General features: G+C 62.7%; 12 protein-coding genes. 3 read left to right on the forward strand and 9 right to left on the reverse strand.

Translation table 11 applies throughout. The features are described 5' to 3' along the window. Positions 1 to 75: 75 nt before the first annotated feature. The 9 genes from HMPREF9696_RS18680 to HMPREF9696_RS18720 form a co-directional block, all read right to left on the reverse strand. Positions 76 to 1470, reverse strand: a complete 1395-nt coding sequence (locus HMPREF9696_RS18680) for a homospermidine synthase (RefSeq protein WP_051053337.1) — start codon at positions 1468 to 1470, stop codon at positions 76 to 78. 160 nt (positions 1471 to 1630) lie between these two features. After that, positions 1631 to 2035 (reverse strand): nucleoside diphosphate kinase regulator, encoded by a 405-nt coding sequence (gene rnk, locus HMPREF9696_RS18685; protein ID WP_002714608.1) that lies wholly within the window; start codon positions 2033 to 2035, stop codon positions 1631 to 1633. A gap of 262 nt (positions 2036 to 2297) precedes the next feature. Continuing rightward, on the reverse strand, positions 2298 to 3602 hold the full coding sequence (locus HMPREF9696_RS18690) for a TRAP transporter large permease (RefSeq protein ID WP_002714609.1): 1305 nt from the start codon (positions 3600 to 3602) through the stop codon (positions 2298 to 2300). Continuing rightward, positions 3599 to 4117, reverse strand: a complete 519-nt coding sequence (locus HMPREF9696_RS18695; protein WP_002714610.1) for a TRAP transporter small permease — start codon at positions 4115 to 4117, stop codon at positions 3599 to 3601. Before HMPREF9696_RS18695 ends, HMPREF9696_RS18690 begins: the two co-directional genes overlap by 4 nt. Positions 4118 to 4126: 9 nt before the next feature. Further along, complete coding sequence (gene dctP, locus HMPREF9696_RS18700; protein ID WP_002714611.1) at positions 4127 to 5122, reverse strand: TRAP transporter substrate-binding protein DctP; 996 nt, start codon at positions 5120 to 5122, stop codon at positions 4127 to 4129. A gap of 218 nt (positions 5123 to 5340) precedes the next feature. Further along, a complete protein-coding gene (locus HMPREF9696_RS18705; protein ID WP_002714612.1) occupies positions 5341 to 5727 on the reverse strand; it encodes a RidA family protein in 387 nt (128 codons plus the stop codon). Between the two features lie 73 nt (positions 5728 to 5800). Then, complete coding sequence (locus HMPREF9696_RS18710) at positions 5801 to 6403, reverse strand: GNAT family N-acetyltransferase (RefSeq protein WP_002714613.1); 603 nt, start codon at positions 6401 to 6403, stop codon at positions 5801 to 5803. A gap of 121 nt (positions 6404 to 6524) precedes the next feature. Further along, positions 6525 to 7667, reverse strand: a complete 1143-nt coding sequence (locus tag HMPREF9696_RS18715; protein ID WP_002714614.1) for a type III PLP-dependent enzyme — start codon at positions 7665 to 7667, stop codon at positions 6525 to 6527. Between the two features lie 655 nt (positions 7668 to 8322). After that, the gene (locus HMPREF9696_RS18720) at positions 8323 to 8583 is read right to left on the reverse strand and encodes a hypothetical protein (protein ID WP_002714615.1); all 261 of its coding nucleotides are present in this window, start codon (positions 8581 to 8583) and stop codon (positions 8323 to 8325) included. Between the two features lie 129 nt (positions 8584 to 8712). Between HMPREF9696_RS18720 and HMPREF9696_RS18725 the strand changes: the two genes are divergently transcribed. The 3 genes from HMPREF9696_RS18725 to HMPREF9696_RS18735 all read left to right on the forward strand — a co-directional run bounded on the left by HMPREF9696_RS18725 (position 8713) and on the right by HMPREF9696_RS18735 (position 12717). After that, positions 8713 to 10788 carry a M3 family metallopeptidase gene (locus HMPREF9696_RS18725; protein ID WP_002714616.1) on the forward strand — a complete coding sequence of 692 codons (2076 nt, stop codon included), beginning with the start codon at positions 8713 to 8715 and terminating at the stop codon, positions 10786 to 10788. 16 nt (positions 10789 to 10804) lie between these two features. Next, entirely contained in the window at positions 10805 to 11455 is a 651-nt protein-coding gene (locus tag HMPREF9696_RS18730) for a DUF1007 family protein (protein ID WP_002714617.1), read from the forward strand. A 143-nt stretch (positions 11456 to 11598) separates the two neighbouring features. After that, positions 11599 to 12717 (forward strand): nickel/cobalt transporter, encoded by a 1119-nt coding sequence (locus HMPREF9696_RS18735; protein ID WP_040301618.1) that lies wholly within the window; start codon positions 11599 to 11601, stop codon positions 12715 to 12717. The last annotated feature ends 7 nt before the right edge of the window (positions 12718 to 12724 follow it).

Raw genomic sequence — 12724 nt, forward strand, 5'->3', positions numbered from 1 at the left:
TCTTACGTCAAATGCTGTTTTGATAAGACGGATACGCGGGTCAAGCCCGCGTATGACACGCTTGCTGTTCGGTCCTTACCGCACCAGCACGTTCTTGAACTGCCAGGGATCGCTGGTGTCGATGTCTTCCGGGAAGAGACCCGGGCGATCGGTCAGCGGCGTCCAGTCGGTGTAGTAGCCCTTCACCGGCCCGAGATACGGCATCTGGATTTCAAGCAGACGGTCGAAATCCATCTCGTCGGCTTCGACGATGCCTTCGTTCGGATTTTCCAGCGCCCACACCATGCCGCCGAGCACGGCGGAGGTCACCTGCAGGCCGGTGGCGTTCTGATAGGGCGCGAGCTTGCGCGTCTCCTCGATGGAGAGCTGCGAGCCGTACCAGTAGGCGTTGTTGTCGTGCCCGAACAGCAGCACGCCAAGCTCGTCGATGCCGTCGACGATCTCGTTTTCATCCAAGATGTGATGCTTCTCCTGCATCTTGGCCGCGCGGCCGAACATTTCGTGCAACGAGAGCACCGCATCATCCGCTGGATGATAGGCATAGTGGCAAGTCGGTCGATACATAACCGTGCCCGATGCGTCGCGCACCGTGAAATAGTCGGAGATCGAAATCGACTCGTTGTGTGTGACGAGGAAGCCGTATTGCGCGCCGCGAGTCGGGCACCAGGTGCGCACGCGCGTGTTGGCGCCGGGCTGCATCAGATAGATCGCAGCACCACAGCCGGCTTCGTGGGTGTGTGCATTTTCAGGCATCCACTTTTCATGGGTACCCCAGCCGAGTTCGGACGGTTGCACGCCTTCCGACAGAAAGCCTTCCACCGACCACGTGTTGACGAACACGTCTGGCTCTTTCGGCTTCTTCGAGCGCTGGGTGTCGCGCTCGGCGATGTGAATACCCTTGATGCCGGCCTGACGCATCAGGTCCGCCCATTCCGCTTTGGTCTTCGGCCGTGGCGCGTTGAGCTTGAGGTCGGAGGCGACGTTCAGCAGCGCCTGCTTTACGAAGAACGAGACCATGCCGGGATTGGCGCCACAGCAGGAGACAGCGGTGGTCGAGCCCGGAGGGCGCGCCCGCTTGGCGGCCAGCGTGTTTTCGCGCAGCGCGTAGTTGGAGCGTGCCTCAGGCCCCTTCGATGCATCGAAATAGAAGCCGAGCCACGGCTCGTTGACCGTGTCGATATAGAGCGCGCCGAGTTCGTTGCAGAGCTCCATGATGTCGGTGGAGCCGGTGTCGACCGACAGATTGACGCAGAATCCCTGACCGCCGCCCTCGGTGAGCAGCGGCGTCAGCAGTTCGCGATAATTGTCTTTGGTCACGGCCTGCTGGATGAAGCGCACATTGTGCTTCTCGCAATGGGCCTTGCGGCCTTCATCCTTGGGATCAATCACCGTGATGCGCGACTTGTCGTAGTCGAGGTGCCGCTCGATCATCGGCAGGGTGCCCTTGCCGATGGAGCCGAAGCCGACCATGACAATCGGGCCGCTGATGCGCGCGTAAACGGGGAACTTGCTCAAAATCAAAACTCCGGATCACAGGGAAAAATGCTGCCGCAAGACCTACGGCAACTCTGGCGTGGCGGCAACGACGGTTTACCAGCGGATTTTCACAAAACCGTCTTGAAACGGCTGGTTAGCGAGGCTGCTTCACTTTCAGCACGGTCAGCGAGCGCCAGCGGCCGCCGGGCGTCTGGAATTCGATGGTCTGTCCCACCGACAGGCCGATCAGGGCCGCGCCAATCGGGGTCAGGATCGAGATTTTTCCGGCGTCCACATCGGCGGCCTCCGGATACACCAGCGTGACGGACCGCTCCTGCATGCTGATGTCGTCGCGGAAGGTCACGTCCGAGTCCATGGTGACAAGTCCGGGCAACAGCCGCGCGTCAGGCACGATGTCGGCGCGCTCGATTTCCCGCGCCAGGAAATCGGTGGTCTGCGGATACTTGTCCGAGGCGGCCTCGGCAATGTTGCGCAGACGATCGGCGTCGCACATGCGCAGGGAAATCGGCGGCAGCGCGGGCTGCAGATAGGTCGCCATGAATGTCTCCATCATTTGGCTCGGGATGCACAACGCAACAGGCCCGCGCATGGCGCGGGTTCCGTCACGGACTGATTTTCGGGGTAAAGGACGTCAAATCCCGGTACGGCGCGCACGCGCAGCCGTCCGGGCTACCTTCCAGTTTGAAGGCGGCCTGCGCGATTCAACAAGCAGTTGTTGCGGGCGTTCGACATGATGGCCTTAAGCTAGGACAGGCAGCCGGAAAGTCAACCGGCCGCCCACGGTCCCGGGGTTGCGGCCATCACATGACGCGATCAGGCAGCCAAGTCGCAAGGCCCGGAAATATGCTGATCAGGATGATCGCCAGCACCATCAGCAGCATGAACGGGAAAGCGCCCTTCAGGATCGTCGGCAGCCGCACGTCGGGAACGATGCCGTTGATCACGAACAGGTTGAGGCCGACCGGCGGCGTGATCAATCCCAATTCCATGTTGATGGTGAGAATAACGCCGAACCACACCGGATCGAAGCCGGCATTGTGAATGATGGGTGCAAGGATTGGCGTCGCCATCAGGATGATCGCCGCGGGCGGCAGGAAGCATCCGGCCACCAGCAGCAGCACGTTGATGTAGAACATCAGCACCCAGCGGTTGATGTCGAGACTGGCGATCCATTCCGCGACGGACTGCGTCACATAGAGGCTCGACATCATGTAGCCGAACAGGATCGAGGTGCCGATAATGAACAGCAGCATGCCGGATTCGCGCATGCCGTCGCGCAGGATCTGCCAGACCTGCGCCGGACGCCACATCCGGTAGATCGCCATCACCATGACGATACACAGAACCGCGCCGACGCCGGCAGCTTCGGACGGTGTGGCGATGCCGCCATAGAGCGAATAGATCACGCCGATGATCACCGCGATCAGCGGGAGCAGCTTCGGCATCAGTTCGAGCTTTTCCTTGAGCGTATAGATGCGGTCGTGGTCGATCAGCCGCGTGCCGCGCTTCCAGCTCAGGAAGATCGCCCACGCGATGAAAAGCGCGGTGAGCAGCAATCCGGGAATGATGCCCGCAATGAACAGCCGGCCGATCGACGTCTCGGACGCGATGCCGTAGAGGATCATGGTGAGACTCGGCGGAATCAGAATACCGAGCGTGCCTCCCGCCGCGATCGAGCCGGTGGCGAGGTCGGCGTCGTAACCGCGCCGCCGCATTTCGGGAATTCCCATCTTGCCGATTGCGGCGCAGGTCGCCGGAGACGAGCCGGTCAGCGCGGCGAAGATTGCGCAGGCGCCGAGATTCGATGCGACGAGCGAGCCGGGCACCTTGTGGGTCCAGCGCGATAGCGCCTCGTACAGGTCGCTGCCGGCGCGCGATGACGCAATCGCCGCTCCCATGATGATGAACATCGGGATCGAGACGAGAGTGAAATCGTTGAGGCCGGCGAACAGCGTTTCGGTCAGGAAGTTGATGCTGCGCATGCCATCGAAGATGATCATGAAAGCCAGCGCGACGGCGCCAATTCCGAATGCGATGGGAATGCCGGTGGCGAGCACGCAGAAGGTGATGGCGCAGATGAGGAGGCCGATGACAAGGGGACTCACAGCCGGTCCTCGGGTTTGAGGCCGAACGGCATCGCGCGGCCGGTGGCGAGCGCGAGGATATCGGCGATGTACTGAAGGCAGAGCAGCGCCATGCCGACGGGGACGGGCAGATAGGCGATCCAGAGCCGCGCCCGCCAGATTGAACTGGTGTGCTTGTCGGTGGTCCAGGCCTCGTACCACCAGTCGATGCTGTTGACGAACAGCACCAGACAGAAAGCCAGCGCGACCAGCGATGCAAAGAAAGCGAGAATCACGCGCCAGCGCTGCGGCAGCACCAGCGGTAGCAGGTCGACATTGACATGACCGTGGGTCATCAGGATGTACGGCGCGCCGATGAAGGTCGCCGCGATCAGGGCAAAGGTGACGAACTCGGTCTGCCAGATCGAGGATTCGCCCAGCACCGACCTGACGAAGATCATCTGGCAGACCACGAGCGCGGAAATCAGGATCAGCAGGGTCGAGACGACCCCGCTGACCTGCGACAGCCGCCGGACGCCATTAAGGAAGATATCCACGGCCGCCGCCTACTTGACGGCGAGCGCTTCGTCGATGAGCTTTTTCCCGCCGGGCACCTTGTCGCTGAAGGTCTTGAACGATGTGGCTGCGGCGATCTTGCGCCATTTGTCCGCCTGTTCGGCGGTCATGGTCACGACCTGAACATTGGCTTTCTTGAAGGCGTCGATCATCTTTTCGTCGAGCTTCTTCGATTCGCCCGCGAAATAGTCTTCCGCCTTTTTGGCGGCCGCCATAACGGCCTTCTTCTGGGCATCATTGAGCTTGTCGAACGAGGCCTTGGACATCAGCAGCGGCTCGTACATGAACCACAGGGCGTTGTCGCCGGGCGCGGTCACGCACTTCAGCTGTTCATACAGACGAAAGGACGCGAAGCTGCCGGTCGATGTATCCGTGCCGTTGGCGACGCCGGTCTGCAGGGCGTTGTAGACTTCGTTAGAGGGCACCGAAACGATCGAGGCGCCTGCACCCGCCCACATTTCGGAGAACGTCGCTCCTGCCGATCGGACCTTGAGGCCCTTGGCATCGTCGGGTTCGAGAATGCATTTGTCCTTGCCGCCGAAGGCACCGGCAAGCCATGCATCGGCGAGCACGACGACGCCGGCCTTGTTGATGACGTCCTTGATGTCTTTCATGAACTGCGACTTGTTGATGCGCAGTGCGTGTTCGTGGCTCTTGACCAGTCCCGGCATCAGGGTCGCGCCGAACTGGGGTTCTGATCCCGAAGCATAGTCCAGCGGGAACGACGAGATATCGATCTGGCCGCGTTGCATGGCGCGCCATTGCTCTGCGGCTTTCACCAGACTTGCGCCGGGGAAGACCTTGATTTCGAGGCCGACATTGGCGGCGTTGACCTCGCGCGCGAGGATCTGAACCATTTCGTCGCGGGCGTCGCCCTTGCCGCCGGGGAACTGGTGCGAAGCCTTCAGCACAACCTGGGCGGATGCGACGGTGGACGTGGCAACAAGCGCAAATGCGGCCACAATGGCCGGAATAGTCTTGGTCATGTTCTCTCCCTCTACGATGCCGTGTCTTGCCGCCGGACGATTTGGGGTCGCCCGGCGTCAGCCAGCTTGCGGGGGAGTATGAAGCGTCTCGGGACGGCTCACAAGCTCTGGTATCCCAGACATTGGTCGCAAGATGCCAGAGTCTGATTGCCGAGGAGACCGGTATCGGGCTGCGGTGCGGTATTGAAGGGCGACGCTCTATGAACCGCAGCGCATTATCAGCCCCGGCGCTTGGCGGTGACTTCGATCTCGACTTTCATCTCCGGCTTGTAGAGCGCGGAGACGGCAACGATCGTCGCCGCCGGGCGGATGTCGCCGAGGGTTTCGCCACACACGGCGAACACAGCGTCAAAATCGTTGGCGTCGGTGACGTAGTAGGTCGCGCGCACGAGGTCGGCCATCTCGAAGCCGCCTTCCTTCAGCGCGCTGGCGATCACCTTGAAGCAGTTGCGGGTCTGCTCGGCGACGTCGTCCGGCAGAACCTTGGTCACGGGATCGTAGCCGGTGGTTCCGGCGACAAAGCACATATCGCCTTCGACCACGGCGCGGCTGTAGCCGGCGATCTTCTCGAACGGCGATCCGGATGAAATCAGGCGGCGGGACATCGGTCTTTTCCTTGTGACAACGAAATTGCGGGGCTTGTTTCAGGCCCCGCAATGCCGTGTCCTGACGCTCAAATCAAGCGGCCCGGACGAAAACCTGTCGAGCTTTTCCAGCGGCGCGGGCCCGCGGACGGCGGGCCTTGTCGCCGGTGGCGACGATCATGCCGAAGGCGTCATCCAGCGCGCCTTCCCGCAGTTCGACCGCCAGTAGCCGCTCGCGCTCGAACGGGCCGGGCAGCGCGAGCTCGCCGGTCTTGTCCGCCGAAAAGCCGAACCGGCGGTAATAGGCCGCGTCGCCGCGCAGGATCACCGCGCCATGGCCGCGCGCCCTGGCCGCAGCCAGTGCGCGCTCCATCAGCGCCGCGCCGACGCCGAGCGAGCGGCACGATGCATCCACGGCCAGCGGGCCGAGCACCAGCGCGGGGAGGCCTCCCGCGCTGACGTGCCACAACCGCACGGTGCCGACCACGCGGCCGTCACGCACCGCCGAGAAGGCGAGGCCTTCGGCGGGCATGCGTCCGTCGCGCAGGCGCTGACAAGTGCGCGCGTGCCGGCCTTCGCCGAAGCTCGCATCCAGCAGCGCTTCACGCGCAACGACGTCCGAGGCTCGTTCCGCACGGATCGCGAACGGAGCGGCATCGGGGGTGAGGGCGGTGGTCTTTTTCCAAACAGCAGTCATGGCACGTCAGTCCCCACTCCGGACGGCGAAAGCGCCGCGGAGTGTTGTCAGCAAACAGCGATGTGACGGGATGGACGCTGGCGAGCCGGCGTCCGGTTGTTCAAGCCTCAGAGGAGGCTGTTCAGATGTGATACGTCTTCAGCGGCGGGATGCCGTTGAAGGCAACCGACGAGTACGTCGACGTATACGCACCGGTGCCTTCGATCAGCAGCTTGTCGCCGATCTCGAGCGTGACGGGCAGCGGGTACGGCGCCTTCTCGTACAGCACGTCTGCGGAGTCGCAGGTCGGGCCGGCGAGAATGCAAGGCGCCATGTCCGCGCCGTCATGCGGCGTGCGGATCTGGTAGCGGATCGACTCGTCCATCGTCTCGGCGAGGCCGCCGAACTTGCCGATGTCGAGGTAGACCCAGCGGTTCTCATCGTCGTCGCTCTTCTTCGAGATCAGAACGACTTCGGTCTCGATGATGCCCGCATTGCCGACCATGCCGCGGCCCGGCTCGATGATGGTCTCCGGGATCTGGTTGCCGAAGTGCTTGCGAAGCGCGCGGAAGATCGACCGGCCGTATTGCACGACCGGAGGAACGTCCTTGAGGTACTTCGTCGGGAATCCGCCGCCCATGTTGACCAGGGACAGGTTGATTCCACGCTCGGCACAGTCACGGAACACCGTCGAGGCCATCGCCAGCGCACGATCCCACGCCTTCACCTTGCGCTGCTGCGAACCGACGTGGAACGAAATGCCCACCGGCTCGAGGCCCAGCTTCTTGGCGAGGTCGAGAACGTCGACAGCCATCTCCGGGTCGCAGCCGAACTTCCGCGACAGCGGCCACTCGGCGCCGGCGCAGTCGTACAGGATGCGGCAGAAGACCTTCGCGCCGGGAGCGGCACGGGAGATCTTCTCGACTTCGGCGGCGCAGTCCACCGCGAACAGGCGGATGCCTAGCGCGAAGGCGCGCGCGATGTCGCGCTCCTTCTTGATCGTGTTGCCATAGGAGATGCGGTCCGGGGTTGCGCCGGCGGCGAGCGCCATTTCGATCTCCGCGACGGTCGCGGTGTCGAAGCACGAGCCGAGCGACGCCAGCAGCGACAGCACTTCCGGCGACGGGTTGGCCTTCACCGCGTAGAACACGCGGGAGTCCGGCAGCGCCTTCGCGAAGGTCTGATAGTTGTCGCGCACGACTTCGAGGTCGACGACGAGGCACGGCTCGGTGTCGAGGCCCTCGCTGCGGCGGTTGCGCAGGAATTCCTGGATACGATCGGTCATAGCACCCTCCCAAACGCCCAGCGACGGGACGTCCAAAAATGATGTCGGATGAGCGATAGACCTGTGCCGCACTGTGGAGACGCGACAGAGCCTAAAACTCAAACCAAACTGTGCTGCCGTGGATTGGTTGGGATTTTCCCGCCCGCACACCTGGCAATGAAGGACAAGCCTTTTCAGTAGCCCGCGCCGGCGGTGGAATGCCGGTAGAGACCAAAAAAGCCCGATCCGTCGTTGCTTTAAGTCGCGTCCCCCGTTGAGAGCGGGGTGCGCCGGTTCGCCTCCGGCTGCCAGTCACGGTTGCAAGGAGAGAAGTCACCTTCAACGGCATCCCTTGAGAGAGATGCTGGCCTCTTGAGTCTCACGACTGAAGCGACCCTCGGTTCTTCGTCCCCTTGGCGGCTGTCCGGCCTCTTGTCCGGATACCTACCGACTGACACACGACCACAGGCACGTGCGAAATTGGGCAAGCGTGGAAATATGAGTTTTGAGTCTGGTTCGCAAGTATTTTTTGCGCCACGAGACAACTTTCCCCATGACGTGATCGAAATGTCGCGCTTGCGTTAACGAACGGCGAGAAAGATGAACGCGCGTTAAGTTTTCAGCGTGCGAAAAGCGCCTGTGGCGCAGCGGGATCTTAGATCTTCCGGGTGCGACCTTAAATCTTCCGGGTGAAAGGCTCGACGCGCTGCGCGCCGCGCACGAAGGCGATCATGATCGCGACGCCGATCAGGAAAAGCACGGCCTGCACGATGTGCGCGGCGGTGTCGCTGAGGCCGAACAGGATCGCGAGCGCCCAGCCGCCAGCGAAGGCGGCGCCGAACACCTCGGCGCCGATCAGAATGGCGGCGCTGAGGACGGTGACGACGCTGGGCCACGCGATTTCGCGGGCGTTGGCTTCGAGCTTCTTGGCGTTCATGATTTTGTGATCCCGTTTCGGGCCGCAATCTCTGCGAAATCGCGCCCCCGATCAAGGGTTAGGGCGCAAAAAAGCCCCACCCGATGGTATAGAGAAGCACCTGAAAATCGCTGCAAATAAGGCCTCGCAATGTCAAAATCGACCGCTGCCTCCCGAGCAAACCCGCTGCTGGCCCCCTGGCAGACGCCGTTCGAGACGCCGCCTTTCGCCGAAATCCGCCCCGAGCACTTTCCGGCCGCATTCGACAAGGCGTTCGCGGAGCACACGGCTGAGATCGAGGCGATCAAGGCCAATCCGGCGGAGCCGACTTTCGAGAACACCGTCACCGCGCTGGAGCGGGCCGGCAAGCTGCTCTCCAGGGTCTCGGCAGTTTTCTATGACCTCGTGGGCGCACACTCCAACCCGGAGCTTCTCAAGATCGAATCCGAGGTGGCGCTGAAGCAGGCCCGGCACTGGAATCCGATCAGCATGGACGCTGTGCTGTTTGGCCGCGTCTCCAAGCTGCGCGACAAAGCGTCTTCGCTCAAGCTGACGGGCGAGCAGGCGCGGCTACTGGAGCGGACCTGGACCGGCTTCCACCGCGCCGGCGCGGGCCTCTCCGAGGCAGCCAAGGCGCGGACCGCCGAGATCAACGAGCGGCTGGCTCACCTCTCGACAGATTTCAGCCATCATCTGCTCGGCGACGAGCAGGAGTGGACCATGGAGCTTGGCGAAGGCGATCTGGCGGGTCTCCCGGACAGTTTTGTCGCCGCCACCAAAGCCGCGGCCGAGGAACGCGGGATGCCGGGCAAGATGGTGGTGACGCTGTCACGCTCCTTCGTCGAGCCGTTTTTGAAGGATTCCGCCCGCCGCGATCTGCGCGAGAAGGTGTTCAAGGCCTTCACCGCCCGCGGCGACAACGGCAATGCCAACGACAACAATGCGGCCATTCTCGAAATCCTGAAGCTGCGGGAGGAGCGGGCAAAGATCCTCGGCTATCCGAGCTTCGCCGCCTACCGGCTGGAGGATTCCATGGCCAAGACGCCGGAGGCCGTGCGCGGTCTGCTGGAACGGGTCTGGAAGCCGGCCCGCGCCCGCGCCCTGGCCGACCGCGACGCGCTGCAGGCGCTGATTGCGGAGGAGGGCGGCAACTTCAGGCTCGCTGCCTGGGACTGGCGGTATTACGCCGAAAAGCTACGCCAGCGCAGGGCCAATTTCGACGATGCTGCGATCAAGCCGTATCTCGCACTCGACCACATGATCGACGCCGCCTTCGATGTGGCGACCCGATTGTTCGGGGTGACTTTCACCGAGCGCAAGGACATCCCGGTCTGGCATCCGGATGTGCGGGTCTGGGAGGTCAAGGACGCCAAGGGTCACCACAAGGCGCTGTTCTATGGCGACTACTTCGCGCGTCCGTCCAAGCGCTCCGGCGCGTGGATGACCTCGCTGCGCGACCAGCAGAAGCTCGATGGCGATGTCGCGCCGCTGGTCATCAATGTCTGCAACTTCTCCAAGGGCACCGACGGCCAGCCGTCGCTGCTCTCGCCGGATGACGCCCGCACCCTGTTTCATGAATTTGGCCATGGGTTGCACGGCATGCTGTCGAATGTGATGTACCCGTCGCTGTCCGGCACTAGCGTGTTCACGGATTTCGTCGAACTGCCCTCGCAGCTTTATGAGCACTGGCAGGAGCAGCCGCAGGTGCTGCAAAAGTTCGCGCGGCACTACCAGACCGGCGAGCCTTTGCCGGAGGATCTGCTCAAGCGTTTCATTGCCGCGCGCAAGTTCAATCAGGGCTTCGCCACAGTGGAATTCGTCTCTTCCGCGCTGATGGACCTCGAATTCCACACCCAGCCGGCGGCCTCGATCACCGACGTGCGCGCCTTCGAGAAGCAGGAACTGGACAAGATCGGCATGCCGGCCGAAATCGCGCTGCGCCATCGTCCGACCCAGTTCGGCCACATCTTCTCCGGCGATCACTATGCGTCGGGTTACTACAGCTACATGTGGTCCGAGGTGATGGACGCGGATGCCTTCGGCGCATTCGAGGAAGCGCACAACATTTTCGATCCGGCGGTCGCCAAGCGTCTGCTCGACGACATCTACTCATCGGGCGGATCGCGCGACCCGGAAGACGCCTACATCGCCTTCCGCGGGCGCAAGCCCGAGCCGGACGCGCTGCTGCGCCGCCGTGGCCTGCTCAACGAACCCGAAGCGGCATAAGGTCGAATAGCGCATCATGACACGCCGTCTCATTCAGACCTTGGGCGTGATTGTCGCAACCGTGCTGGGAAGCGTGGCTGCGCAGGCCCATCCGCATGTCTGGATCACGGCCAAAAGCCAATTGATCTATGCGCCGGACGGCACCATCACCGGGGTGCGCCACGCATGGACCTTCGATGACATGTTTTCGACCTATGCCCTGCAAGGGATCGAGAGCAAGACCAAGGGCGTCTACACCCGAGACGAGTTGAAGCCGCTGGCGCAGACCAATGTGGAGTCGCTGAAGGAATATGCCTTCTTCACCTTCGCCAAGGCGGGCGCAGCAGGCAGCCAGAAAAAAGAGAAATTCAGCGATCCGGTGGATTACTATCTCGACTACAAGGATTCCGCGCTGACGCTGCATTTCACCTTGCCGTTCAAGACGCCGTTCAAAACGCAGGCGCTGGCGGTCGAGGTGTTCGATCCGTCCTATTTCATCGACTTCAAGCTGCATGAAAAGGATCCGGTGACGCTGGTCGGCGCCCCGCCCAACTGCAAGCTGGCGTTCCAGCGTCCGACCGACGGCAGCGCGCAGGCGCAGACCATGAACGAACAGACGTTCCTGAACGGCGACAACTCGAACTATGGCGCGATGTTCGCCAACAAGATCACGGTGGATTGCCCCTGATGTCAGAAAAACGCCATTCCGGGGGGCGCGCATCGCGTGCGAACCTGAACTCCAGAGACATAGCGAGAAGACTGGATTCCGGGTCTGCGCCAAAAGGCGCATGCCGGAATGACGTCTGGAGCAAAGTTGCTGTCGTTGCGCTGATGCTGGTTGCGGCGCTTTATCTCGATAGTGCCATCCATGCAGCTCTCGCGCAAAATCCCTTCGGCGCTCCGAAGGGCGCGGCTGCCGAGCCGCAGGCGAGCGGCGTTATCGGCTGGCTGCTCGCCAAGCAATCCGAATTCTATCTCCAGATGTCGAAGACCATTCGCGCGGCGAAAACCGATGGCAGTGCGGTGTGGGCGCTGCTCGGCATTTCGTTCGCCTATGGCGTGTTTCATGCGGCAGGCCCCGGTCATGGCAAGGCGGTGATCTCGTCCTATCTGGTCGCCAATGAAGAAACCGCGAAACGCGGGATCGTATTGTCGTTCGCCTCGGCGCTGATGCAAGCGCTGGTGGCGATTGCGATTGTCGGGATCGGCGCGCTGCTGCTGAACGCCACCGCGAAGACTATGTGCGGCGCCGAGCGCGTGATCGAAATCGCGAGCTACGGCCTGATCGCGGCCTTCGGCGCGCGGCTGGTCTGGACCAAGGGGCGGGGTCTTGTCCGTGCCTTGGGGGCCTACCGCTCCGCGCCGCAACTGGTGCCGGCCATGGCCCATGTCCAAAGTCATGCGCACAGCCATGCACATGACCACGGTCACCACGATCATTCTCACGGTCACGATCACGGTCCGGGTCAAGGTCACTCACATGCGCGCGCGGCCCATCACGATCACGATCATCATCACTCCAGCCACACGCATCATGACCACGCCGGTCATGTTCATGACGAACATTGCGGCCACTCGCATGGCCCGGAGCCGAGCGAACTGGCCGGTCCTGGCGGCTGGTCGCGAGGCTTGAGCGCGATCCTGACAGTCGGCATCCGGCCCTGTTCCGGCGCGATCCTGGTGCTGGTGTTCGCGCTGGCGCAGGGCCTGTTCTGGACGGGCGTCGCCGCAGCCCTGCTGATGGGTCTGGGCACCGCGATCACGGTGTCCGTCATCGCGATCCTCGCAGTGTCGGCGAAGGGAGTTGCCGCCCGTATCGCCGCCGGCCGCGATGGCAGCGGCGCCGTGCTGCTGCGCGGGATCGAGTTTGGCGCGGCGACTCTGGTGCTGCTGTTCGGCACCGGCCTTCTGCTGGGATACATTGCCGCGGAGCGCGTCACCTGCTTCTGATCACGCT

Source organism: Afipia clevelandensis ATCC 49720 (genome assembly GCF_000336555.1).
GTDB classification, from domain to species: domain Bacteria; phylum Pseudomonadota; class Alphaproteobacteria; order Rhizobiales; family Xanthobacteraceae; genus Afipia; species Afipia clevelandensis.

Bases quoted from the DNA above. Each gene is read 5' to 3' on its own strand.
- dctP (WP_002714611.1), bottom strand. From the start codon at position 5,122: ATGACCAAGACTATTCCGGCCATTGTGGCCGCATTTGCGCTTGTTGCC.
- HMPREF9696_RS18735 (WP_040301618.1), top strand. From the start codon at position 11,599: ATGCTGGTTGCGGCGCTTTATCTCGATAGTGCCATCCATGCAGCTCTC.
- rnk (WP_002714608.1), bottom strand. From the start codon at position 2,035: ATGGCGACCTATCTGCAGCCCGCGCTGCCGCCGATTTCCCTGCGCATG.
- HMPREF9696_RS18725 (WP_002714616.1), top strand. From the start codon at position 8,713: ATGTCAAAATCGACCGCTGCCTCCCGAGCAAACCCGCTGCTGGCCCCC.
- HMPREF9696_RS18720 (WP_002714615.1), bottom strand. From the start codon at position 8,583: ATGAACGCCAAGAAGCTCGAAGCCAACGCCCGCGAAATCGCGTGGCCC.
- HMPREF9696_RS18710 (WP_002714613.1), bottom strand. From the start codon at position 6,403: ATGACTGCTGTTTGGAAAAAGACCACCGCCCTCACCCCCGATGCCGCT.
- HMPREF9696_RS18705 (WP_002714612.1), bottom strand. From the start codon at position 5,727: ATGTCCCGCCGCCTGATTTCATCCGGATCGCCGTTCGAGAAGATCGCC.
- HMPREF9696_RS18680 (WP_051053337.1), bottom strand. From the start codon at position 1,470: ATGGTCGGCTTCGGCTCCATCGGCAAGGGCACCCTGCCGATGATCGAG.
- HMPREF9696_RS18730 (WP_002714617.1), top strand. From the start codon at position 10,805: ATGACACGCCGTCTCATTCAGACCTTGGGCGTGATTGTCGCAACCGTG.
- HMPREF9696_RS18715 (WP_002714614.1), bottom strand. From the start codon at position 7,667: ATGACCGATCGTATCCAGGAATTCCTGCGCAACCGCCGCAGCGAGGGC.